Consider the following 23,140-nt stretch of genomic DNA (forward strand, 5'->3'; position numbering starts at 1 on the left):
CGATTCGCTCCCGTACGGTCGCTCATCCCTCGCGCGCTCGTTCGCGTCCGTCGACGCTCACGTCGCGCGCCACCGCACAGCAGTCGCTGTTCGAGATAGCGTCGAACGAAAAACGCGCCGCGATCGGCGTTACACAGTCACGGCGTGAGTTCGTTGGCGACGACACGGCGGTCGTCGCAGCTCACGAGCCGTGGCTGGTGTTACTTCCCGCCGCGGTTGCCCGACGCAACGCTCGGGCGGACCTTCTCGGAGCCCTTCCCCCGGGTGCGAAGCCCGCGGTTGGACTTGCCGGCGTTGGTGAGGCCGCGGAACGCGCGGCCGGTCTGGGAGTCGTCGCAGATCCAGTTGAGGTCGTCGTCGTTCTGGATCGCGGCGTGTTCGGGGTCCACGAGGATCGCCTCGAACCACTTCTGGGAGCCGTCCTCGCCGACCCAGTAGGAGTTCATCACCCGGAGGTTCGGGTACTTGCGCGTCGCGCGCTCCTCGGCGATCCGCTGGATCGAGGTCCGGCGGCCGAGGCGGTTGACGCCCTGGCGCTTCGAGCGGCGGCCGGCCTTGTGTCGGCGCTTGCGCGCGCCGCCCTTGCGGACGGCGATGCGGACGACGACGATGCCCTGCTTCGCCTTGTAGCCCAGTTCGCGGGCCTTGTCCAGCCGGGTCGGGCGCTCGACGCGCTCGATGGCGCCCTGGTTCCGCCATTCCTGTTTTCGCTGCCACTGCAGCTCGGCGAGCTTGCCGTCGCCGGGCTGCTTCCACGCGTCCTTGATGTGGGAGTAGAAGCTTCGTGCCATGGTTCTGTGCGGGCGCTTGCGATTCAGTCGAATGTCGGCGGCTCCGCCGCCTCGGGAGGCGCGTCGCGCCTCTTTCGACCACATTTCGTCCCGAGCTATCGGGTGCCCACTGGCGTCCCGTCGACCAGCGAGTTGGGCGTGGATACTCGGGATTCGGTGGTAAGGGTTTCGAAGCGCCCCGACTCACCGCGCGTTGACGTTCGCGTCCGCGAACGCCCGTACGTCGGCAAGCGTCGGCACGCCGTTCCGGGCGCCCCGCTCCCGCGTGGCCAGCGACGCGGCGACGGTCGCGACCTCGACCGCGTCCGGGAGCGACGCGCCGGCGGCGAGCCGGGCGCCGAGAAACCCGTTCAGCACGTCGCCCGCGCCAGTGGTGTCGGTCACCGGCACTGCCGGCGGGGAGACGCTGAACTCCCGCTCGGCGTCGACGATCACGTCGTCGCCGCCGCGTTTCCGGACGACGACGCCGTCGAACGCCTCGAGCTCGGGCTCGAGGGCGGCGTACTCGCTCTCGTTCGGCGTCACGTAGTCCACCACCGCGTCGTCGAGCAGCGCCGCCGCGCCGGCCGCGGGCGCCGGGTCGAGCACGACCGTCGGCCGGTCGGGCTCGGTCGAGAGCTCGGCGAGCAGCCGCGCGACCGGCTCCGCCGGGATCTCGTTCTGGACGAGCAGACAGTCGGCGTCGACGATCGCGTCGTAGTGGGCCTCGATGTACGCCCAGTCGACCGCGTCGTTCGCCCCGGGGCGGACGACGATCCGGTTCTCGCCGTCGTCGTCGACGAACACGTACGCCGTGCCGGTCGGCACCGACTCGTCGGTTTCCACGGGGGTCGTGTCGACGCCCGCCGCCGCGAGCCGCCGGCGCACGTCGAACTCCCCGTAGTCGCTCCCGACCTTCCCGAGCATCCGCGTGTCGGCGCCGGCACGCGCCGCGGCCGCCGCCTGGTTCGCCCCTTTGCCGCCGTGAAACACGGTGTCGGCCTCCTCGGGGAACCCCGCCGGCACCCCCGACACCTCGACGGTCTCGCCCCGCTCCGGGAACCAGTCGTACCGGCGCTCGAGCGCGTCCAGTTCCGCGGCGCTCGCGTGCTCGACCCTGTCGACGTTGATGCTCCCGAGGCTGAGGATCCGGCTCATGGGGCGGGTTGGTGCTCCCTCACTACTCGAACGGCATAAAGAGGCGGTTCGCGGCGGGGCGTCGCGCGTGGGGTTATACGTACGTGAACCACTCCTCGTGGTCGTCGGTGCGACGCTCCACGAGGTCGAAGAACGCGCTCTGGAGCTCCTCGGTGACGGGGCCGCGGCCGCCGTTCCCGATCTCGACGTTGTCGACCTGTCGGATCGGCGTCACCTCGGCGGCGCTGCCGGTGAAGAACAGCTCGTCGGCGGTGTGGAGCTCGCCGCGGGAGATGCTCACGTTGTCGTGGACCTCGTAGCCGCGCTCCTCGGCCAGCGTGATCACCGTGTCGCGGGTGATCCCGTCGAGGATCGACTCGCTCAGCCCCGGCGTGTAGATCTCGTCGTCGCGCACGAGGAAGATGTTCTCCCCGGGCCCCTCGGCGACGTTGCCCTCCTTGTTCAGGACGATCGCCTCCTCGAAGCCGTGGCGGCGGGCCTCCTCGCCGGCCAGCATGCTGTTGACGTACAGCCCGGTGGTCTTCGCGTTGGTCGGGATCTGGCTGGAGGCGTGCTTGCGCCAGGAGGACACCTTCACCTCGATCCCGTTCTTGAGCGCCTCCTCGCCGAGGTAGGCGCCCCAGGGCCAGGCGGCGACGGTCACGTCGGTCGGGCAGTCGCCCGGCGAGACGCCCAGCGAGTTGTAGCCGTAGTACGCCAGCGGGCGGACGTACGCCGAGTCGAGGTCGTTGCGCCGGATGACCTCGAGCGTCGCCTCGGTCAGCTCCTCGCGGGAGAACTCGATCTCCATGTCGTACGGCTTCGCGGAGTTGTAGAACCGGTCGAGGTGTTCCTCCCAGCGGAAGATCGCGGTCCCCTCCTCGGTGTCGTAGGCGCGGACGCCCTCGAAGATCCCCGTGCCGTAGTGCATCGCGTGGCTCAGCACGTGGACTTGGGCGTCCTCCCAGTCGACGTACTCGCCGTTCATCCAGATCGTCCCGTCCTGCTCCATCTCCTCGAAGGCGCTCATACCCGCGTATGTGTGCGGCGGGGTCTTAAATTCGGCAGAAACGGCGACTCAGTCGAGGTCGGTCAGCAGGTCGCGCCCCTCGACGTACACGAGCCCCTCGCGCTCGGCGTAGGCGCGGGCGTCGGCGGGCGTCCGGGCCTCGCCGGTGTCGCCGTCGACCATCTCGCAGACGACCACCGCCGGCTCGCGGTCGGCGGCGGCCGCCAGCGCGAGGCCGAGTTCCGTGTGGCCCTGTCGGTCCGCAAGCAGCCCCGGCGCGCCCCGCAGCAGCGTCACGTGGCCGGGCGAGCGGAACGACTCGGCGAACTCGTCGGCGCCGAACCGCCCCGCCTCGGCGGCGTCGGCGGCCGCGCCCAGCTCGCGGATCGTCAGCGCGCGGTCGTCGTCGGTGATCCCGGTGAACGTGTCGCGGTGGTTCACCGGCAGCGAGAACGACGAGCGGTCGTCGTAGTCCAGGTGGCCCGCCGCAGTCGCGGGGTGGTCGAGCGCGTCCGCGAGGAACGGGAGCTCCCACGCCTCGGCCACGCCGTCGCTGATCGCCACGCAGATCAGCCCGCCGGCGTCGTTGCGCAGCCGGCTGACGGCGTCGGGGTCGACCGCCGCCGCGGGGTAGACGATGTCGACCTCCCCCTCGCGGTCGGCGGCGTCGTGGATCAACACCGGCTCGCCGCGGGCGAACGCCGCCCGCGCGGCCTCGACCGCGTCGACGGCGTCGGTTCGGGTCGAGCTCATGCGTCCTCGATCTCCACGACGACCTCGTCGCCGTCGGCCAGCCCCAGCTCGTCCCGGAGCATCTCGGGGGCGATGATCTCGATCTGGTCCTCGTCGTGGTGGGTCCGGTCGGGGACGATCACGTGGACGGGGTCGGCGCTCCCGGCGTCGGCCTCCAGCCGCGCCGGGTAGCAGGTCGCGGAGCCGTACGTGCGCTCCTCGTCCTCCCACTCGTCGATGGGGACGCCCTCGACGGCCGCGAGCTCGCTCCGGTTCCGGGTGCTCGCCTCGTCGAGCGAGACGTTGAGCGTGCCCGGGTACGGGTCGTACCCCAGTCGCTCCTCGAACTGGCGGTTGTACCCCGGCAGCGAGATGTAGTGGCGCCCCTCGCCGGCGCCCGCGGTGACCGCCCCCGAGAGCGTCAGCTCCGCGTCGTCCTCGAACAGCCGGCGGTAGTCGGCGTACTCCCCGCGGAGCCGGGACTTCCCCGCGCCAGTCAGCGCGATCCACTGGCCGTCGGCGACGACCTCGCGCTCGATCAGCCCCGCGGACTCGAGCCGCTGGAGCCGGCGCGAGGCGGTCTGACTCGACGCACCGAGCCGGTCGCCCAGCGCCGCACACGACACTTTCCGCTCGCCGTCGACGCCCCCCTCGAGCGCGATCTGTTTCAGCGCCGCCACCTCGGCGGCGTCGACGCCCGCCGTCGTCTCTTGCATAGTTCCCAGTTCCGTATCGAGACGCTTAACGATACTGGATATGGGATGCGTCCCGTATTCGTTACGAGACCGTCCGGCGCCGCCGCGTCCGTCGGTTGAGTGCCGGCAGCGCCCGTCACGGGATCGTGATGGCGACCGTCGCGGCCGGCTCCGGCGTTCGGAAGCCCCTTTATTCGTCGGGCGGAACGGACGCCCATGTTCATCGAGTTCCGGTCGGCGGTCGAGGACGCCGTCGCGGCCGCGCTGGCGGCGCGTGACCTCCCGACCGACGATCTCGGCATCGAGGAGCCGCCGGAGGGCGTCGACGCGGTGCTCGCCTCCAGCGTCGCGTTCCGGCTGGCGGGCGAGGTCGGCGCACCGCCGCCCAAGGTGGCCGCGGAGGTCGCCGAGGAGATCGACCCCGACGAGTACGAGTACCTCGGCGAGATCAGCACGCAGGGCCCCTACCTCAACTTCGCGCCGAACGAGGCGTACTACGCCGACACGCTCGACGCCGCGGGCGCCGATGACTACGGCCAGCGCCCCCCGAAGGGGGAGTCGGTCGTCGTCGAGCACACCTCCGCGAACCCGACCGGCCCGGTGCACGTCGGCCGCGCGCGCAACCCCATCATCGGCGACGCGATCGCGAACGCGCTCGACTACGCCGGCTACGACGTGGAGCGGCACTACTACGTCAACGACGCCGGCCGGCAGATGGCGCTGTTCACCTGGGCGTACGAGACGTTCGACGAGGCCGACCTCCCCGAACCGGAACGCGAGAAGCCCGACTACGACCTCGTCCGCTACTACCGCAAGGGGAACAGCTACCTCGAGGACGCCGACGAGGCCGCCGTCGAGGAAGCGGAGGCCGAGATCGAGTCGATCATGCAGGGGCTCGAGGACGGCGACGACGAGACGTACGAGCGCGTGACCGAAGTCGTCGACACCGTGCTCGACGGGATGACCCAGACGCTCTCCCGGCTCCCCGCGGAGTTCGACGAGTTCGTCAAGGAGACGCGGTTCATGCGTTCCGGCGCCACCGACGACGTGATCGAGCGCCTGCAGGCGCTGGAGGAGGCCGTCTACGAGGACGACGCCTGGCAGCTGGACCTCTCCGAGCACGGGATCGAGAAGAACTTCGTGTTCCTGCGCTCCGACGGGACGACGCTGTACACCACCCGCGACATCGCCCACCACGAGTGGAAGTTCGAGAACTTCGACCGTGCGGTCACCGTCATCGGCGAGGACCACAAGCTCACGTTCGAACAGCTCAACGAGACGCTCGGGCTGCTCGGTCACGACACCGGGAAGCTCGACCAGCAGTTCTACTCCTGGGTGAACCTCCCCGGCGGCGAGGGGATGAGCACCCGCGAGGGCACCGGCGTCGACCTCGACGACCTGCTCGACGAGGCAGTCGACCGCGCCCGGGAGGAGGTCGAGTCCCGGATGGACGACCGCATCCGCGAGGACGAGCTCACCGAGGACGACGTGGAGCGAATCGCCCGCCAGGTCGGCATCGGCGCCGTTCGCTACGACATCGTCGCCAAGCAGCCCAGCAAGACGATCACCTTCGAGTGGGAGCGCGCGCTCGACTTCGAGGCGCAGTCGGCGCCGTACGTCCAGTACGTCCACGCGCGCTGCCGGGGGATCCTCGACGGCGAGTCCGTCCCGGCGGGGATCGACGCCGACCTGCTCGAAACGCCCGAGGAGCGCGACCTGCTCCGGACGATCGCTCGGTTCCCCGCCGTCGTCGAGGGCGCCGCCGAGGACCTCGAACCCCACCGCGTCGCGACCTACACGCGGACGTTCGCCGAGCGCTTCAACGCGTTCTACCGCGAGTGCCCAGTGCTGACCGCCGAGAACGACGAGCTCCGCGACGCGCGGCTGGCGCTCGTCGCCGCCGCCGCCCACACGATGGGGAACGCGCTGGACGTGCTGGGCGTCGCCGCGCCCGAGTCGATGTGAGCGTCGACGACGGCCGCTGCCCGCTGTCGGCGTCCCGTGGACCGACGTACTGACCGCGGAACCGGTCGATATCGCGGGCGCGGAAGCGTGAGACGGCGGCACGTACAGTCAACAGGTACTTACACGCGATAGCACCTATCCTGACGTAATGAGTACTGACGCCGAAGAGGCCAGCGAGGACCGCGGAAGTACGAGTTCCGGAAGGTGCTCGAGGAGCTGGAGGAGTACGAGGGATCAGGAACACAGCTCGTCACCATCTACATCCCCGAGGACCGCCAGATCTCCGACGTCGTCGCCCACGTCACCCAGGAGCACTCCGAAGCGGCCAACATCAAGTCCAAGCAGACCCGGACGAACGTCCAGGACGCGCTCACCTCGATCAAGGACCGCCTGCGCTACTACGACACCTACCCGCCGGAGAACGGGATGGTGATCTTCTCCGGCGCCATCGACTCCGGGGGCGGCCAGACCGAGATGATCACCCGGACGCTCGAGTCGCCGCCGGACCCCGTCGAGTCGTTCCGCTACCACTGCGACTCGGACTTCCTGATCGAGCCGCTGGAGCACATGATGGCCGACTCCGGCCTGTTCGGCCTCATCGTGCTCGACCGCCGCGAGGCGAACGTCGGCTGGCTCAAGGGGAAGCGCGTCGAGCCCGTGAAGTCCGCCTCGTCGCTCGTCCCGGGCAAGCAGCGCAAAGGTGGCCAGTCCGCCCAGCGTTTCGCCCGACTGCGGCTCGAAGCCATCGACAACTTCTACCAGGAGGTCGCGGAGATGGCTGACGACCTGATGGTGCCCAAGCGCCACGAGCTCGACGGCATCCTCGTCGGCGGCCCGTCGCCGACGAAAGACGAGTTCCTCGACGGCGACTACCTCCACCACGAGCTGCAGGACAAGGTGCTCGGGAAGTTCGACGTGGCGTACACCGACGAGTCGGGGCTGTACGACCTCGTCGACGCCGGGCAGGAGGCGCTGGCCGACCAGGAGCTCGTCGAGGACAAAGAGCAGATGGAGGAGTTCTTCGAGAACCTCCACACCGGCAACGAGGCCACCTACGGGCTCGTCCCCACACGCGAGAACCTCGTGATGGGCTCGGTCGACCGACTGCTGCTCTCGGAGGACCTGACCGAGGACGTGGTCGTCTACGAGTGCCCCAACGGGCACACCGAGTACGAGACCGTCGAGCGCCGGCACAACACGCCCGAGCACGAGTGCTCCGAGTGCGGCGAGCCCGCGGAGGTCGAGGAGCGCGAGGACGTGGTCGACCACCTGATGGAGATCGCCGACCAGCGCGGGACGGAGACGAAGTTCATCAGCACCGACTTCGAGAAGGGCGAACAGCTGCTCAACGCGTTCGGCGGGATCGCGGGGATCCTGCGCTACGAGACGGGCGTCTAAGGCCACCTCTTTGGCGTCGCCGGCCTAAGGGGCCAGGCATGAGCACGCTTACCACCCTCCTGTTCTGGGCGCCGATCGCGTTCGTCTTCGTCGCGACGGCCAGCTACGCGGGCTCGATGCTCGCGCTCAGCCGCTACCACGACGACGAGTCGTTCTCGGCGGCGGACGTGATCCGGATCGAGGACGGCGGCGACGACCGCTGAGGCGGCCGCCGTCGACGACTCTACCGGAACGACGCCAGCTGCTGCCGTCGGCGATCCACGTCGTACGGCGGGTCGAGCGTCGACGCGCCGGCGAGTCGCTCCAGCGCCAGCGCCACGTCGGTGCCGGCCCGCTCGGCCTCGTCACAGAGCGCCTGGATCGCCGGGCGGTTCAGCGCCAGCGAGTCGAGCTTCCCCAGCACGAGTGCGAACGCGGCGCCGCCGCGCCCGGTCGGGAACGACTCGTGGATCCGCGAGAAGTCGGCGTCCTCGGGAGCGACCGCGTCGGTATCGGCGTCGCTCGCGGGGACCGTTCGTAAACAGGACGTACAGATCGCCGTCTCCGGGGCGGGGGCGTGCTCACGGAACGCCGGCGGGACGACGAACGCGACGACCGGGGCGCCACACGCCGGGCAGGCCATTCAGTCGGCTTTCGGCGAGGCGGTCGTCGCGCCCTCGCGCTCGTCGGCCTCGATCTCCTCCTCCTCGGCCTCCTCCTCCTCCTTCTTCGCCTTGATCTTCTTCAGCCGGAAGATCTCCTCGCGCTCCTGCTCCTCGAGCTTCTGCTCGATGTACTCCTGGTTCTGCTTGAGGTCGGGGAGCAGCTTGAACTCCAGGGCGTTCACGCGGCGCTTGGTGGTCTCGATCTCCTCGAGCATCTTCTTCATCGCCGTCTCGACCTCGGCGGCGAGGATGATCGAGTCGATCAGCTCCTCGTAGGCGTCGGCGGTCTCGTCGATGCGGGCCGAGGAGCCGACGAGCCCGTACCCGCGCTCGTCGAGCGGCTTCTTCACCTTCGACGCCTCGATCTGGGGGACGACGACGCCCATGATGTTCTTCGACTGGGTGGTGATCTCGGGGTGCTCCTTTAGCGCGGCGGCGGCGCCCCGCACGGCCACGTCGCCCTCCATCGCCCGCGCCATGTCGAGTTTCTGCTGGGCGGTCTCGTAGTCGGTCTCGACCTGGCTCCGGATGTCCTGGGCCTGGTCCAGGATATCCATGAACTCCATGATGAGGCCGTCCCGCTTCTGCTCGAGGGTGTCGTGACCCCGCTCGGAGAGTTCGATGCGGTCCTCGATCGCCATGAGGTTCTTCCGGGTCGGTTTGACGTCCTCGGCCATTCTTGGGGGAGTATTCCGGCCGGAGTGGGTTAATAGTTGTTAGTTCCCGGCGTTCCGGTCGGCGTCGACGCCGGAGAGGGGCTCCCGGGGACGCGCCGTGGCCTGGTTACACACAGTCACGGCTTTGGCTCTGTCGTCGCCGGCCGGAGCCGGCGACAGTTCGCTCGCCGCGATCTGGTTACACACAGTCACGGCATCGGCTCGGGGCGAGCGGCCGTCGCCGCTCGCTGGTCGCTCGCCGTGACTGGCTACGTCCGCTCGCGGACGTTCCAACCCTGCTTCATCTCGTTGTGCTTGCGCTCGAGGAACGAGTAGACGGCGCCGTGGGGCGCGCCGTCGAGGATCATCCCCACCGCACGCCGGACGGCGTCGACCTCGTCGGGCTCGCCGATGATCCCCAGCGTCGAGCCGTAGATCACCACGTTCGCGCCGGTGAGCTGCTCCATCAGCTCCCGCGTCCGGCCGTCCTCGCCGATGAGCCGGCCCTTCTGTCGCTGCAGATCGTTGTCGTTCCGCGTCTGTTCGGAGAGGTCGATCAGGTCGAGCCGCCGCATGTCGCTCTCCAGCAGCTCCAACGCCGTCTCGGGCTTGAAGCCGCGACCGATCGCCTTCACGATGTCCGGGGCCGCCATGGCGTCGATGGGGTCGCCGACGGTCTCGATGCCGACCGAGCCGTCCTCGGAGTCGATGTCGAGGCGCACGCCGGCGCGCTCCTCGATCTCCCGCATCGTCTCACCCCCGGAACCGATGACGACGCCGATGCGGTCCTGTGGGACCGTTACGTGTTGCATACAGCGGTATAGATACCGCAGAGTTGTAAGGGTTCCTCGTCGGCCGGTCACACGCGCTACGGGTCGATCCGGCGGATCGGTCAGTCGTCCGCGGTCGCTCCCCTGACGCGCTGTTCCGCGTCGTAGCCGGCCGGAACGGGAGGCGACACGACAGCCAGCACTGCGAGAATGACGCCGAGGCCGCCCGCGAACAGAACCAACATCGAGAGCGGGCCGACCAGTTCGGCGACGTATCCGGCGGCCGTTCGGCTCAGTATCGCGGCGAGCCCCGCGACCATCGTGACGGCGCTCACCCCGGTCGCCCGGCCGTCGGCGTCGAGGTGGTCGTTGACGTACTGCTCCATCAGCGGGCTGCTGACGCGGTTGGCGACTTTGAGGACGACGAACGCCGGGACGATCGCCAGCGGCGACAGGTCGGCGACGAGGAAGGTCGCGACGACGACGAAGGGGACTGTCAGGAACCAGGCCCGCACGCCGACGTGGTCACGGATCCGGCCGGTGTTGTGGCTGACGACCGCCGCGGCGACGTAGAACGCCGCGTAGAGGTAGCCCAGGTCCGGCCGCGAGAAGCCGACGGCCACGGCCACCGGTTGGATGTAGAGGTCGACCATCTCGAAGAACGCGAAGAACGCCGAGAAGTACAGGACGAACGAGCGGAGCCGAGCCCCGGTCACGACCGTCCGAACCACGTCGATGGCCTCATGCGGGGACAGGTACCCCGATCCGACGGTGTCCTCGGCGGCGTCCTCGACATCCGAGGGAAGCGCGAGCAGCACTGGAACCCCGAGCGCGAACCACGCCGCGTTGAGGAGGTAAGGGTAGGTCAACCCCCGCGCCGCCACATAACCGCCGACGACCGACGCAGCCGCCGTGAACAGCAGCATGACCGCCATCCCCGTCCCCTGGACGCGAGCGTACTCCCCAGCGTCGAGGCGTTCCCGGAGCAGGTCGTACAGCCACGCGCTCCCGGCGCCGGAGCGCATGCTGAACGCGACCGCCCAGCCGAACGTGGCGACGAGGAACGCCGGGAACGTTCTCGACGCGACGAAGACGAGCATCACGATGGCGTTCAGCGCAGAACTCCCCAGCAGCAGCCGTCGCCGGCCGAACCGGTCGCCGAGGTAGCCGGTGGGCAGTTCCGCCAGCACCCAGGTCCCCATGAAGACGGCGCCGACGACGCCCACTTGCCCGTACGTGAGCCCGCGCCGGAGTTGGTACTGCGTCGTGATCGGGTAGACGAAGCCCGCCGACAGGGTCGCCATGTACAGGTAGTAGATCAGCACGAACGACGGCTCGTCGAATCGGTCTCGCATCCGTGCCGGAACGCGGTTGCGATGCCCAATAAGCGATTTCTGAACGCCAATCAAGTCCGTGATCTGGTAGGTTTTCCCGTCGCCACTCGATCGGGCAGATTCCGCGACGGGAACGGCCTGTACCCGCTATATTCTGGCACTCGGCAACTCACCGCCGGAGCTATCCGGCGCCGGTCCCACCAGGCGGCTGATGACGGATTCGGACGCCCTGGACGACGACGCCGGACTCGACCCTGCAGCGGCGTTCTCACTGCTCGGAGAGGCGACACGGCTGGAGATCGTGACCGCGCTCAACGGTCTGCGTGCGGGAACGTCGATGGCGTTCTCGGACCTGTACGATCAGGTGGACGTTGCGGACAGCGCGCAGTTCAACTATCATCTCGACCGCCTCGTTCCGCACTTCGTCGAGAAGGGCGAGGGAGGGTACGCCCTGACCCAGCGCGGGAGCCGGATCGCCCGGGCCGTCACGGCAGGAAGCTACACGGAGAGCCCAGCGCGCGAGCCCTTCGAGACCGCGGGCGAGTGCTACGCCTGCGGCGAGGCGGGCCTCGTGGCGCGCTACGAGGACGAGCAGTTCGTCGTCGACTGTCCCGACTGTGGGGAAGTCGTGCTCAGACTCGGCGTGCCGCCGACCGTGGTCCGGGACCGCGACGGCGTCGACCTCGTCCGGGCAGTCGACCGGTGGGCGCGCGCGGGTGTCTCACAGGCGACCGACGGCGTCTGTCCGAGCTGTGGCGGGCGGATGAACGCGGCACTCTCCGAGGACGCACCCGAGAGCGGCACGTTCGACGTGGTCGGTCGGTTCGAGTGTGGCGTCTGTGGGCGGAGCGCCGTCGTCGGCGTAACGACCGTCGCAAGCCAGCACCCCGTGGTTCGGACGTTCCACCGCCGGCGCGGCGCGCCCATCGACGACCGGCCGTACTGGGAGTACAGCCAACACGTTGCCCACGAGCACGTCGACGTGGCGTCCGGCGACCGCGTTCGCGTCTCCTTCTTCGAGGACGGCGACGCCTGTCACGCCACCCTCGACGACGATCTCGACGTGGTCGAGGTCGAAGTGGTGCCCGGCGGCGCGCCGGCTGAGCAGTGATGCAGGGGGCTGTCGGTTCGATTACTTGAATCGCGTTCCGGCGAGGGCAAGCCCTGGACGGTGACGACGCTCAGGCGACCCGGTCCGCGACCAGTTCTCGAACCCGACGGTGGAAGCGATCGACGCCGAACCGGTCGGCCGGGAGCCGCGGCGTCGCCCCCGACTCGACGGCGTCGACGACGCGGTCGACGGCTTCGGGGACCGAGTCGAACAGCCGGTCGGCGGCGCCGTCGACGACCTCCCGCTGCCCGCCGGAGTCGTGGGCGAAGGCGACCATCCCCGCGGCGACGTACTCCGCCAGCGCCATCCCGAAGTGTTCGCCGTGTTTCGTGTTGAGCCCGTAGCGGTGGCTCCCCAGCAGTTCCTCCAGCCGGTCCCGCGAAACCTCGGTGTGGAGGCTGACGTACGACCGCGCCGCCGCCGCGTCCGTCACCTCCTGGACGTACGAGCGGTACGCCTCGGCCGTCGAGCCGACGAGATGCAGGTGGAGGTCGACGCCGCGCTCCCGGACGCCGTCGACGATCCGGACCGCGTCGAGCGTGCGGTTGTCCGGCGCGATCCGCCCGGCGGCGACGACCCCGCGCTCCCGCTCGTCCCACGGCGCTCCCGGGATCGGGTCGACCGGCGGGTGGAGCACCGCCGGGCGCTCGCCGTACCGCGCGTCGACGTGAGCCGCCGTGTAGCCGGAGTTGGCGACCAGCGTGGCGGTCCCGGGGAGGTTCCGGTCGGCGAGCCCGGCGACCCGGGTCCAGAGCCGGTTCGAGGGCCCCCCGTCGTGGGCGCCGTCCGGCCCCGGAACGTCGGTGTTGAACTGCGGGAAGTGGACGTACTGCACCGACGGGAGCGGGAGCGCGAACTCGTTGGCCGTGCTGACCGCGAGGTCGAACTCGGCGGCGTGGCGCCGGAACCACCGGGTCAGCAGCGCGCTCCGGAGCGCCAGCTGCGGGCCGAACCGGTCGTCGGCCCGGGAGAGAAGCGCCGCGAGCCGGTCGCCGAGGGGCGGCCGCCGGACGTCGACGGCCGCCGCCGTGCCGAACAGGTCGTTCAGCGTCGACAGCCGCGTGGCGGAGATCGTGAACAGCGTCACCTCGTGGCGCTCCTGGAGCGCCTCGCAGACGTGGGCACAGACCGCGTCGGCGCCGCCGCGGAAGTCGAGCGTGTTGTGGAGCACGGCGACGCGGGCCATGCGCGTCCGTTCGCCGGCGGGGACAAAAGCCCTGCTCCGGTGACTCCGGGCTTTAGTAGTAGTAGGTGGTAACGTGACACGTATGACTCCCCCGCCAGCCGCCCCGGGCCCTCGTCCGCGTGGCTCCCGTGCCGGCGGCCGGCAGCGCCGCCCCGCCGACGGCGCCCGGAGGTGACCGGCGTGAGCAACGACGCCGCCGGCCGCGTGCTCCCGCGCCGACTCGCGGTCGAAGGCGGGCTGCTCGCCGCGGGCGCGCTCTGCCTGCTCGTCGGGGGGTACTGGGCGTTCACCACCGCCGCGAGCGTGGCCGACGCCGTCCGCTGGCTGGCGCCGACGGGCGTGGTGACGGCGTGGGCCGGGGGGTACGCCTGGACACACCGCCACTCGCTCCACGGGGCGGACGGCGTGCGGCTCGGCTCGCTGGGGCTCGCCAACTGGATCACGCTCGCCCGGGCCGTCCTGCTGGCCGGCGTCGCCGGCTTCGCCGTCGTCGACGCCGATGGCGCGCTCGCGTGGGCCCCCGCGGTCGGCTACGGGGCGGCCGTGGCGCTCGACGGCGTCGACGGCGCGGTCGCCCGGTCGGTCGGCACCGAGACGCGGCTGGGCGAGCGCCTCGACATGGCCGTCGACACGACCGGGTTCGTGGTCGCGCCGCTGGTCGCCGTCGCGTGGGGGCTGCTCCCGGCATGGTACCTCTCGCTGTCGGCCGCGCGGTACTGTTACCGCGGCGGGCTGGCCCTCTGGCGGCGCTCGGGGCGCACCGTCGGCCCGCTCCCGCCCAGCCGGCTGCGGCGCCCGCTCGCGGCGCTCCAGATGGCGTTTCTCACCGTCGCCCTCCTCCCCCCGGCGCCGACGCCGCTGGTCCGGGCGGTCGCCCCCGTCGTGCTGCTCCCCTCGCTGACCGTGTTCGCCCGGGACTGGCTCGCGGTGACGATGTCACCGTCGGAAGACTAATTTCCGCACGAACCGATGTGGTACTGTGACACACGCCGACGACGCCGTCGTGCAGTTCTCGCTCGTCCAACTGGACGACTACGGCCCGTGGACGGTGACCCCCGAACCGCGCCCCGAGCCCTCGCTCCAGGCGCTGCAGGCCCGCCTGTACGCCGACCTCGCCGACTTCGTCGGGAGCCGCGACGGCTACGTGTTCCCCGGCCGGTACGACAACATGATCGCGGTGACGAACCGGATCCCGCCCGGGGAACACCGTCGGTTCCAGGAGCTCGTCCGGAACCGCTACCCGATCACCGCGAGCGTCGGCGTCGGCACCGGGGGTACGCCCGCCGACGCGCTCGGCGCTGCGACCGAGGCGCTGCAGGCGACCGGGAGCGCCCAGGACGCCGCCCGGACCGAGCGGCTGGCGACCGACTGCGAGGCCGACCCGGCCGGCCCGCTCACCGTCGCCCACTTCGACGTGGTCGACGCTACCGGCCGGTACACGGACCGGGAGCACGCGCTCGACGCCGAGCGCCGGATCCGGCGGGCGGTCGTCGAGCTCACCGACCGGATGCGCGAGCACGGCGCGGTCACGTCGTTCGTCGGCGGCGACAACGCGATCGCGGTCTGTCCGGATCTCGCCGACGGGACGTACGACGACGTGCTCGCCGGGGTGCGCGACGCCACGGGCGTCGAGCTCCGCGTCGGCGTCGGCCGCGGCGACACCGCCCAGTCGGCGGGACAGGCGGCGAAACACGCACTGGAGACCGGCCGCGACACCGGCGACTGGGTGGTGACGGCCGCCACGGCGAGCACGGATGACTGACAGCGCGCGATCGCTCTACTTCGAGCGGCCGGGCGAGGTCGCGGTGCGCGAGGAGCCCCGGGCGTCGCCCGGCGCCGACGAGGTGGCCGTCGAGACGGTCGTCTCCGGGATCAGCCCCGGCACCGAGATGCTCGTCTACGAGGGGAACGTGCCCGAGGAGATGGCCGTCGACGACACGATCGACACGCTCTCGGGCACGTTCGGCTACCCGGTCCAGTACGGCTACGCCGCCGTCGGTCGCGTGACGACGACGGGCGAGCACGTCGACGACGACTGGGTCGGCGAGCTCGCCTTCGCGTTCAACCCCCACGAGAGCCAGTTCACCGTCGCCCCCGAGGCGCTCCAGCCCGTGCCCGACGGGATCGACCCCGAGACGGCGACGCTGTTCCCGACCGCCGAGACGGCGGTGAACCTCGTGCTCGACGCGGCGCCGCGGGTCGGCGAGCGCGTCGTCGTGTTCGGCGCCGGCCCGATCGGGCTCGCGACGACGGCGCTGCTGTCGACGTTCCCGCTGGAGTCGCTGACCGTCGTCGACCCCGTGGCCCGGCGGCGCGAGATCGCGGCGGAGCTGGGCGCGACGGTCACGGAGACGCCGGCGGGCATCCGGGACACCGAGTGGAGCGAGCCCGCCGGCGCCGACTGCTGTATCGAGGTGTCGGGCAACCCGGAGGCGCTCGACGACGTCATCGGCGCCGTCGGCTACGACGGCCGCGTGGTGATCGGTTCGTGGTACGGCACGAAGCCGGCGGAGCTGGGGCTTGGCGGCCGGTTCCACCGCGAGCGGATCGACATGCGCTCGAGCCAGGTGAGCACCATCGCGCCAGCCGACCGCGGGCGCTGGACGAAGGCGCGCCGGATGGATCGGGCGATCGACCTCGTCAGGGACCAGGACCTCGGCCGGCTCGTCACCCACAGCGTCCCCTTCGCCGACGCGCCGGCCGCCTACGAACTGCTGCGCGAGAACGACGACGCGCTCGCCACCGTGTTCACGTACGATCGGGGTGAATGACCAGTATGTACGAACTCTCCGTCTCCCGTGACTTCGTCGCACAGCACTACCTCACCGTCCCGGACCCGGGCCCGGTCGAGGGCGAACCCCACAGCCACCAGTACGAGGTCGACGTGCGCTTCGCCGGCCCCGAACTGAACGAGTACGGCTACCTCGTCGACATCGACGCCGTCGAGGCCGCGCTCGACGAGCTGACGGAACGCTACCGCGACGAGCTCCTCAACGACCTGCCGGCGTTCGCGGGCAACCCCAGCGTCGAGCGGTTCGCCCGGGTGTTCGCCGACGCGGTGGCCGAGCGCCTCGACGCGCCGACGCCCGAGCGCCTCACCGTCCGGCTGTGGGAGGACGAGATCGCGTGGGCGAGCTACGAGCGGTCGCTCTGACCGATGGAGCACGCCAACGTCCGGTATCTGGAGGCGAAACGGGGCGTCGACGACCGGGCGCTGAACCGCCGGGTCCGGGACCGCCTGCTCGCCGACCTCCCCCCGGCGCCCGAGATCGTCGAGTTCGCGGCCGGCACGGGGGTGACGCTCCCCCGGCTGGTCGAGTGGGGCGTCACCGAGTTCGACTACCTAGGTATCGAGCGGGACGCCGACCTCGTCAGCTACGCCCGCGACCGCCGGGCCGCGGATCTCGCCGACGCGGTCGGCGGCGTCACGCCAACGGAGCAGGGGTTCCGCGCCGGCGACGCGACCGTCGCGTTCCGGACTGGCGACGCGCTGGCCGTCGACGACGGCGACGCCGACCTCGTCGTCGCGCAGGCGTTCGCCGACCTCGTCCCGCACGACGACCTGCTCGCGGCCGCCGAGCGCGCGCTCGGGCCGGACGGGCTGCTCTACCTGCCGATCACCTTCGACGGCGGGACGCTGTTCCAGCCGGACCACCCGGCGGACGACCGTGTCGAGGCGGCGTACCACGATCGGATCGCCGCCGAACCCGGGCGGGACCCCCGCGCGGGACGCCACCTGCTCGACCGCTGTCGGGCCGCCGACGGCGATCTGCTCGGGGCTGGCGCGTCCGACTGGATCGTGCGACCGATCGAGGGGGAGTACCCGGGCGACGAGGGGTTCTTCCTCTCCAGAATCCTCGAGTTCGTGGCCGACGCGCTCGACGGGGCGAACGTCGACGGCGCAACTGACTGGATCGAGACGCGCCGTCGCCAGCTCGCGGCGGGCGAGCTCACCTACGTCGCCCACCAGTACGACCTGCTGTACGCGCCCTGAGGCGCTACTCGCGCCGGTAGAGGAGCGCCAGCACGACGATCAGCGCCAGCTGCGCCAGCTTGTCGACGGCGCCGATCCCGCCCACGTCGGCGGGGAACGCCTTGTCGCCGGCGGCGAAGTTGAGGTAGTACCAGAGCACGATCTGGCCGGCGGTGAACGGGATCCCCAGCCCGTACAACAGCCGTCGCCGGTAGTTCACGAGGACGGCCGCGACCGCCAGGAGGAACACCACCCCCGCGAAGAGGAACGACAGCCCCAGCGGCTCGGGCGCGAAGCTCACGCCCAGGATCACGTGGACCACCCCGCTGACCAGGGCGAGCGCGATCCCGAGGTAGTGCAGCGACCCGAGCCCGTCGAGATCGACCGTGCCGCCGTTCGTGGCAGTGCTCATACCGGTACGTACGAGCGCGTGCTAATAAATCACAACCCACGGGCTCCGCCCGCGGGCGACGGAACGTAGAAGCGCCCGGCCGGCCAACACGTCACCGTGCTGTTCCCGACTCACCTCGCCGTCGCCGTCCTGCTCGGGCGGCGGCTCCGGCTGTCGACGGCGTGGCTGCTCGTCGGCGCCGCGCTGCCCGACGTCGTCGACAAGTCGCTGGCGACGCTGGGCGTCGTCGACCTGTTCCACACGGTCGGCCACTCCGGGCTGCTGCTCGTCGTCGCGATCCCCGTGGCCTACGCCGGGCGGTCGGGGCTCGCGCTCGCGGTCGGCTGGGGGACCCACCTGCTCGCCGACGCGTTCCAGATCGTGCTCAACGGGCGGCCGACCGACGCGCTGTTTCTGGGCTGGCCGCTCGTGGTGCCGCCGACGCCGATGGCGCTCCCGCCGCTGGCGTTCGCCCGGCAGTACCTCTGGTCGCCCGCCTTCTTCGTCGAGCTCGGTATCTGGGCCGCGCTGGCGGCGGCGGTCGTCGCCGAGCGCCGGCGTCGGCCGAGCGAGTAGCGCCCGCGTCAGTGGCCTTTCACCACCGGCAGGAGTGCCGCTCCCACCCGGGTTTATGCAGTGACGGCCCGTCGCCCGAGCCGTGAACTGCCTGTTCGTCGGCGCCGGTGCGGTCGCCGAGCAGTACGCCGCCGCGCTCCCCGAGAGCCCGCTGACGCTCGCGGGCGTCTGCGATCTCGACGCCGACCGCGCCGCCGAGTTCGCGGCGGCGCGGGACTGCGCCGCGTTCGCCGACCTCGACGCGGCCCTCGCCGAGACCGACGCCGAGATCGTGGTGAACCTCACCAGCCACGCCGCCCACGCGGGCGTCACCCGGAGCTGCCTCGACGCCGGCGTCCACGTGTACAGCGAGAAACCGCTGGCGCTCGACGCCGACGCCGCCCGTGACCTGCTCGATCGCGCCGAGAACGCGGGCCTCGGTCTCGCCTGCGCGCCGATCACACCGGACTGCGACGCCCAGCGCATCGCGGCCCGGGCGATCGGGGACGGCAGGCTCGGCCGGGTCGGGCTGGCGACCGCCCACGCCCACGTCGGCCGCGTCACGGAGTGGCACGACCGCCCGGACTCCTTCCTCGAGGTGGGCCCGCTGTACGACGGCGGGGTGTACCCGCTCTCGCTGCTGGTCGCGTGGTTCGGGCCAGCGACCGAGGTGCGGGTCGCCGACGCGCTCGACACCTGGCCCGAGCGCGAGGAACAGTCACCGACGGCGCCGAGCCACGTCGAGGCGACGATCGCGTTCGCCGACGGGCCGACGGCGCGGCTGACCGCGAGCTTCTACGTCCCCCACCGCGCGCGGGAGTTCTACGGGCTGGAGCTCCACGGCGACGACGGCTCGCTCTCCCTCGACGACGCCGGCGCGATGACCGCCGAACGGGACTCTGTGTCGTTCGGCCGCGCGGGCCGGGAGTACACCCCGATGCCGCCACAAGCCCCCGCAGATGGGTCGACGCATCTCGACGGCGTCGAGCGGTTCGCGGCCGCGATCGCGGACGGCCGCCGGCCGCGCGAGCGTGCCCGCCGCGGCGCCCACGTCGTCGCGATCTGCGAGGCGATCGAGACCGCCGCGGCTGAGAGCGGACCGGTGTCGATCCCGGACTGCGGCGCGACCGCCGACCCCGGCCCCGCACCGGTCGTCCGGCCCGAAGCCGAGCAGCGCCGGGGGGCGTCGACGACCGGGGTCGCCCGGTCGAGCGCGATCAGGCTGCCCAGCGTGGGGTTCGGCTGCTCGCGCTACCGCGACGGCGAGTACGTCGACCGTGAGGAGAGCGTCGCGACGGCGCTCGACGCCGGCTACCGGCTGCTCGACTCGGCGGAGCTGTACGGCAACGAGCATCGGATCGGCGACCTGCTCGCCGCGCCCGGCGCACCGGAGCGCGAGTCGCTGTTCCTGCTCGGGAAAGTCTGGAACACCAACCACGAGCACGTTCTCGAAGCCTGCCGGGGGAGCCTCGACGAACTCGGCGTCGACGCGTTCGACTGCTACGCGCTCCACTGGCCCGACTCGTGGGCGTACCGGGGGGCGCTCGAACGGCTGGCCGAGAAACCCGTCGATGCGGCGGAGGAACTGACGTTCCCGGCGGAGGAGTCCGGGGAGCGCGCGACCGCCGACCTCTCGCTCGCGGAGTCGTGGCGCAACCTCGAAGCCGCCCACGAACAGGGGCTCGCTCGGACGCTGGGCGTCTGTAACGTCGACCGCGAGCAGCTGGCGACCGTACTCGCCGTTGCGAACGTGCCGCCCGCGGTGGTCCAGATCGAGCGCCACCCCTACCAGCCGCGGTCTGAGCTGGTCGAGTTCTGCCACGACCGCGGGATCCGGGTGATCGCGCACTCCCCGCTGTCGGCGCCGGGGCTGCTCGACGAGTCGGTACTGGCGGAGATCGCGGCCGAGCGGGACTGCTCCCCCGCCGCGGTCGTCGTCGCCTGGAACGTCACCGCGGGCGTGGTGCCGATCCCCGCCTCGAACGACTCCGAGCACGTCGTCGACAACCTCCACGCGGGGAGCCTGCGGCTGGACGCGTCGGAGATGCGGCGGATCGCGACGCTCGCGGACCCCGCGTTCGAGCGCTAGTCCGGGCCGTCGGGCTCGCCGGAGGGGTCGGCGTCGGCCTCGGTGACGTACGCCTCCAGCTCCTCGCCGGTCACCTCGAGCCCCTGTCGGGAGAAGAAGGCGGCGACGTTCTCGCAGTCCCGGGTGAGGAACTCGCCGGCGTTGGGGTGGTGGACGGTGACCGCCTGCCCCATGTCGATGATCACCAGTTCGCCCTCGTGGACGATCATGTTGTACTCCGAGAGGTCGCCGTGGACGAGCCCCGCCGCGTACAGCCGGCGCATGTACTCCCGGACGACCTCGTACGCCTGCTGGGGGTTCTCGACGTTCACCTCCGCCAGCCGCGGCGCGCGGCGCTCGTCGGCCTGCCCGACCAGCTCCATCACCAGCACGTTCCGCTGGACGGCGATGGGTTCGGGCACGCGCACGCCGGCCTTCTCGGCGCGCTTGAGGTTCGCGAACTCCTTGCGGGTCCAGGCGAGCACGGTCGCCTTCTTGTTGTCCTCCAGTCCCTCGAACCGGGGGTCGCCGGCGAGGTACTCCCGCATCTGCCGGAAGTCGGAGGCGTTGATCCGGTAGATCTTGACGGCGACGTTGCCCGACTCGCCGCGGGCCTCGTACACGTTGGCCTCCTTCCCCGTCGACAGCGGGCCGCCGAAGGCGCCGACGTGGCCGTCCTGCACCAGCTTGTACAGCGCCCCCAGCGTGGCGTCGTCGAAGGCGCCCTGCTCGACCTTCAGGCGCTCGACGTTCTTCAGGCGCTTGCGGAACTCGTCGAACTCCCGGTCCTGTCGCCGGGCGGTGCTGTCGGCCTCGGTGTCGGCGACCTCGATCTCCTCGAACTCGTCGCCGGGCTCCGCCATCTCCTCGTCGACGAAGCCGTAGTCCTCGCTCATTCACCCCGGCTTGGGGGGCGACGCGTAAAAGGGTCCGGCGGGATATCGACGCCGCAGTCGTCCCACGGCGTTGGGTCAGACGTTCCCGGTGACGTGGCCGCCCTCCCGCAGCTGTTCGGCTTCGCGGTTCTCGTAGCGGTGCTCGATGTCGGCTTTCTCGTCCTGCCAGTCCCACGGGCTCACGAGCACGAGGTCGCCCTCGCGGATCCAGTCGCGCTTGCGCATCCGGCCGGGGATGCGGGCGGTGCGCTCTTCCCCGTCTGCACACCGGACTGTCACCCGATTCGCGCCGAGCATCTCGACTACCTCGGCGAACAGCTCGTCGTCCTCGGGGGCCCGGATCCCCTCGGGGAGGTCGTCGTTGCTCATCAGCGTCGACTTGGACGCTGGGGTGGTTAAGCGCTGTGGGATTTCGGACCGGGCGCGCGATCGGACCGCGATCGCCCGTGGCCCCAGTTCCTCGGGAAAATGGGACCGCCGGAGACTCGCTGCGCTCGTCTCCGTGGACCCAAGTTTCGCTCCTCGCGCTACTCGTCGCGAAACGTGAGAACGCCGAGAGACGGAGTCTCTCGTGCTCCCATTTCCCGAGGAAATGGGACCGCCGTCGTTTTTACCACCCCCTCCGCAGTCGGGGCCATGTACGAACGACTCGGGGTCGGCGGCGTCGTCGGCCTGCTGCTCGCGCTCGTCGGGATCGCGCTGGTCGCGTGGCAAGCACCCATCGTCGCCGCCGGCCTCGCGTTCGTCCTCGCGGGGCTCGCGCTGGTGGTGCGTGCGCTCGTCGGGGACGTGTTACGGCAGTTCGGGATCGTCTGAACCGAGTCCCTGACTACGCCCGCTGCTCCCGCAGCTTCGCCCGCCCCGGCTCGACCAGTTCGTCGAGGTATCGCGCCAGCGTCGGCTTCGCGTCGGCGGGGTGGAGCTCCCCGGAGGCGAAGTCGGCCTCCAGCTCCGCGTAGCTGTCGTACTCGAGATCGCCGCCGTACTCGTCGGGACGCTCGACGACGACCTCCTCGAAGCGCGGGAACACGTGGTACTCGAAGATCTCCAGCACCGGGTTGTTGCGCTCCTCGCCGTCGTCGGTCGGTTCGGGGTCGACTTCACCGGCCGGGCAGAACGCCTGATTGACCTTCTCCTCGATTTCCGCCGTCGAGTCCTCCATCGAGATGGTGACGCCGGAGCTGCTGGACATCTTCCCGACCCCCGTCGAGAGCTCCGAGATCAGCGGCGTGTGCAGGCAGGTCGGCGACTCGTAGTCGATGCTGGGGAGCGTGTCCCGGGCGAGCATGTGGACCTTCCGCTGCTCCATCCCGCCGATCGCGAGGTCGATGTCGAGGTACTCGATGTCCAGCGCCTGCATCAGCGGGTAGACGGCCTGTGAGACCGTCACCGAGTCGCCCGAGCCGATCTCGCTCATCGCGCGCTCCGCGCGGGAGAGCGTGGTCTCCAGTTCGAGCGCGTGGAGGTCCAGCACGTACTCCTCGTCGAACTGGAACTCCGAGCCGAGCCGGAACTCGGTGTTCTCCTCGTCGAGGCCGTAGGCGACGAACTGCTCCTGCATCCGGGTCGCCGTCTCGCGGATCTCCTCGAACGTCCCCTTCCCGTTGAGGTAGGCGTGCACGTCGGCGAGCAGGATCACGACCTCCATCCCCGCCTCCTGCAGGTCGATGAGCTTGTTCGCGCCGAGCATGTGGCCGATGTGGAGCACGCCCGAGGGCTCGTAGCCGACGTACGCGCGCTTGCCCTCGGGATCGGCTGCCAGTTCCTCGACCTCCGCTTCGGTGACGACCTCCGCGGCGTTGCGGGTGATCAGGTCGTGTGCGTCCATGGTTGGGGATTTCGGAGCGGGA

Annotated in this window: 25 protein-coding genes and 1 pseudogene; 12 read left to right on the forward strand and 14 right to left on the reverse strand. The window is 70.8% G+C overall.

Annotation, left to right across the window (positions count from 1 at the left end; all coding sequences use genetic code 11):
• Window positions 1-200: 200 nt before the first annotated feature.
• The 5 genes from ACP95_RS02700 to ACP95_RS02720 all read right to left on the reverse strand — a co-directional run bounded on the left by ACP95_RS02700 (window position 201) and on the right by ACP95_RS02720 (window position 4,364).
• The gene (locus tag ACP95_RS02700; protein WP_049979730.1) at window positions 201-791 is read right to left on the reverse strand and encodes a 50S ribosomal protein L15e; all 591 of its coding nucleotides are present in this window, start codon (window positions 789-791) and stop codon (window positions 201-203) included.
• A gap of 183 nt (window positions 792-974) precedes the next feature.
• Window positions 975-1,928: a PfkB family carbohydrate kinase gene (locus ACP95_RS02705; protein WP_049979731.1), complete on the reverse strand. Its 954-nt coding sequence runs from the start codon at window positions 1,926-1,928 to the stop codon at window positions 975-977.
• Between the two features lie 73 nt (window positions 1,929-2,001).
• Window positions 2,002-2,937 carry a branched-chain amino acid transaminase gene (locus tag ACP95_RS02710; protein WP_049979732.1) on the reverse strand — a complete coding sequence of 312 codons (936 nt, stop codon included), beginning with the start codon at window positions 2,935-2,937 and terminating at the stop codon, window positions 2,002-2,004.
• Between the two features lie 48 nt (window positions 2,938-2,985).
• A complete protein-coding gene (gene ribB, locus ACP95_RS02715) occupies window positions 2,986-3,669 on the reverse strand; it encodes a 3,4-dihydroxy-2-butanone-4-phosphate synthase (protein ID WP_049979733.1) in 684 nt (227 codons plus the stop codon).
• Window positions 3,666-4,364: a DUF120 domain-containing protein gene (locus ACP95_RS02720; RefSeq protein ID WP_049979734.1), complete on the reverse strand. Its 699-nt coding sequence runs from the start codon at window positions 4,362-4,364 to the stop codon at window positions 3,666-3,668. Before ACP95_RS02720 ends, ribB begins: the two co-directional genes overlap by 4 nt.
• Window positions 4,365-4,559: 195 nt before the next feature.
• Here ACP95_RS02720 and argS point away from each other — a divergent pair, with 195 nt between their 5' ends.
• From argS to ACP95_RS15545, 3 genes and pseudogenes are all read left to right on the forward strand, one after another.
• A complete protein-coding gene (argS, locus tag ACP95_RS02725) occupies window positions 4,560-6,308 on the forward strand; it encodes an arginine--tRNA ligase (protein WP_049979735.1) in 1,749 nt (582 codons plus the stop codon).
• A 148-nt stretch (window positions 6,309-6,456) separates the two neighbouring features.
• A pseudogene (gene prf1 / locus ACP95_RS02730) lies at window positions 6,457-7,706 on the forward strand (peptide chain release factor aRF-1).
• 38 nt (window positions 7,707-7,744) lie between these two features.
• Window positions 7,745-7,909 (forward strand): hypothetical protein, encoded by a 165-nt coding sequence (locus ACP95_RS15545; RefSeq protein WP_154018422.1) that lies wholly within the window; start codon window positions 7,745-7,747, stop codon window positions 7,907-7,909.
• A gap of 20 nt (window positions 7,910-7,929) precedes the next feature.
• Here ACP95_RS15545 and ACP95_RS02735 read toward each other — a convergent pair whose 3' ends face one another.
• The 4 genes from ACP95_RS02735 to ACP95_RS02750 form a co-directional block, all read right to left on the reverse strand.
• Window positions 7,930-8,328 carry a DUF6276 family protein gene (locus ACP95_RS02735; protein ID WP_049979736.1) on the reverse strand — a complete coding sequence of 133 codons (399 nt, stop codon included), beginning with the start codon at window positions 8,326-8,328 and terminating at the stop codon, window positions 7,930-7,932.
• Window positions 8,329-9,027 (reverse strand): V-type ATP synthase subunit D, encoded by a 699-nt coding sequence (locus ACP95_RS02740; protein WP_049979737.1) that lies wholly within the window; start codon window positions 9,025-9,027, stop codon window positions 8,329-8,331.
• A 248-nt stretch (window positions 9,028-9,275) separates the two neighbouring features.
• Entirely contained in the window at window positions 9,276-9,818 is a 543-nt protein-coding gene (locus tag ACP95_RS02745) for a KH domain-containing protein (protein ID WP_049979738.1), read from the reverse strand.
• Window positions 9,819-9,898: 80 nt separating this feature from the next.
• Window positions 9,899-11,131: an MFS transporter gene (locus tag ACP95_RS02750; RefSeq protein WP_049979739.1), complete on the reverse strand. Its 1,233-nt coding sequence runs from the start codon at window positions 11,129-11,131 to the stop codon at window positions 9,899-9,901.
• Window positions 11,132-11,321: 190 nt separating this feature from the next.
• Between ACP95_RS02750 and ACP95_RS02755 the strand changes: the two genes are divergently transcribed.
• The gene (locus ACP95_RS02755; protein WP_049979740.1) at window positions 11,322-12,221 is read left to right on the forward strand and encodes a DUF7351 domain-containing protein; all 900 of its coding nucleotides are present in this window, start codon (window positions 11,322-11,324) and stop codon (window positions 12,219-12,221) included.
• Between the two features lie 70 nt (window positions 12,222-12,291).
• Here ACP95_RS02755 and ACP95_RS02760 read toward each other — a convergent pair whose 3' ends face one another.
• Window positions 12,292-13,407, reverse strand: a complete 1,116-nt coding sequence (locus ACP95_RS02760) for a glycosyltransferase (RefSeq protein WP_049979741.1) — start codon at window positions 13,405-13,407, stop codon at window positions 12,292-12,294.
• 180 nt (window positions 13,408-13,587) lie between these two features.
• Between ACP95_RS02760 and ACP95_RS02765 the strand changes: the two genes are divergently transcribed.
• The 5 genes from ACP95_RS02765 to ACP95_RS02785 are packed head-to-tail and all read left to right on the forward strand — an operon-like array spanning window position 13,588 to window position 17,401.
• The gene (locus tag ACP95_RS02765; RefSeq protein ID WP_237560388.1) at window positions 13,588-14,361 is read left to right on the forward strand and encodes a CDP-alcohol phosphatidyltransferase family protein; all 774 of its coding nucleotides are present in this window, start codon (window positions 13,588-13,590) and stop codon (window positions 14,359-14,361) included.
• 25 nt (window positions 14,362-14,386) lie between these two features.
• The gene (locus ACP95_RS02770; protein ID WP_049979743.1) at window positions 14,387-15,169 is read left to right on the forward strand and encodes a GTP cyclohydrolase IIa; all 783 of its coding nucleotides are present in this window, start codon (window positions 14,387-14,389) and stop codon (window positions 15,167-15,169) included.
• Complete coding sequence (locus ACP95_RS02775; protein WP_049979744.1) at window positions 15,162-16,178, forward strand: zinc-dependent alcohol dehydrogenase; 1,017 nt, start codon at window positions 15,162-15,164, stop codon at window positions 16,176-16,178. Before ACP95_RS02770 ends, ACP95_RS02775 begins: the two co-directional genes overlap by 8 nt.
• Before the next feature lie 5 nt (window positions 16,179-16,183).
• Window positions 16,184-16,561: a 6-pyruvoyl trahydropterin synthase family protein gene (locus ACP95_RS02780; protein ID WP_082224546.1), complete on the forward strand. Its 378-nt coding sequence runs from the start codon at window positions 16,184-16,186 to the stop codon at window positions 16,559-16,561.
• 3 nt (window positions 16,562-16,564) lie between these two features.
• A complete protein-coding gene (locus tag ACP95_RS02785) occupies window positions 16,565-17,401 on the forward strand; it encodes a class I SAM-dependent methyltransferase (RefSeq protein ID WP_049979746.1) in 837 nt (278 codons plus the stop codon).
• Window positions 17,402-17,405: 4 nt separating this feature from the next.
• Here the strand turns inward: ACP95_RS02785 and ACP95_RS02790 are convergent, their stop codons facing one another.
• Window positions 17,406-17,792: a hypothetical protein gene (locus ACP95_RS02790; RefSeq protein ID WP_049979747.1), complete on the reverse strand. Its 387-nt coding sequence runs from the start codon at window positions 17,790-17,792 to the stop codon at window positions 17,406-17,408.
• 96 nt (window positions 17,793-17,888) lie between these two features.
• Here ACP95_RS02790 and ACP95_RS02795 point away from each other — a divergent pair, with 96 nt between their 5' ends.
• Window positions 17,889-18,347, forward strand: coding sequence for a hypothetical protein (locus ACP95_RS02795; RefSeq protein ID WP_049979748.1), 459 nt, complete (start codon window positions 17,889-17,891; stop codon window positions 18,345-18,347).
• An 82-nt stretch (window positions 18,348-18,429) separates the two neighbouring features.
• Entirely contained in the window at window positions 18,430-20,415 is a 1,986-nt protein-coding gene (locus ACP95_RS02800; RefSeq protein ID WP_049979749.1) for an aldo/keto reductase, read from the forward strand.
• Here ACP95_RS02800 and rio1 read toward each other — a convergent pair.
• Both rio1 and eif1A read right to left on the reverse strand, forming a co-directional pair.
• A complete protein-coding gene (gene rio1 / locus ACP95_RS02805) occupies window positions 20,412-21,290 on the reverse strand; it encodes a serine/threonine-protein kinase Rio1 (RefSeq protein ID WP_049979750.1) in 879 nt (292 codons plus the stop codon). The genes ACP95_RS02800 and rio1 overlap by 4 nt on opposite strands.
• A 75-nt stretch (window positions 21,291-21,365) precedes the next feature.
• A complete protein-coding gene (gene eif1A, locus ACP95_RS02810) occupies window positions 21,366-21,659 on the reverse strand; it encodes a translation initiation factor eIF-1A (protein WP_049979751.1) in 294 nt (97 codons plus the stop codon).
• A 267-nt stretch (window positions 21,660-21,926) separates the two neighbouring features.
• On the opposite strand from eif1A, the gene ACP95_RS02815 reads away from it, so the two are divergent.
• On the forward strand, window positions 21,927-22,106 hold the full coding sequence (locus tag ACP95_RS02815; protein ID WP_049979752.1) for a DUF7470 family protein: 180 nt from the start codon (window positions 21,927-21,929) through the stop codon (window positions 22,104-22,106).
• 13 nt (window positions 22,107-22,119) lie between these two features.
• Here ACP95_RS02815 and ACP95_RS02820 read toward each other — a convergent pair whose 3' ends face one another.
• A complete protein-coding gene (locus ACP95_RS02820; protein ID WP_049979753.1) occupies window positions 22,120-23,118 on the reverse strand; it encodes a tyrosine--tRNA ligase in 999 nt (332 codons plus the stop codon).
• Window positions 23,119-23,140: the final 22 nt, after the last annotated feature.

The sequence above is a fragment of the Halolamina rubra genome, from assembly GCF_000739555.1.
In the GTDB taxonomy this organism is placed as follows: domain Archaea; phylum Halobacteriota; class Halobacteria; order Halobacteriales; family Haloferacaceae; genus Halolamina; species Halolamina rubra.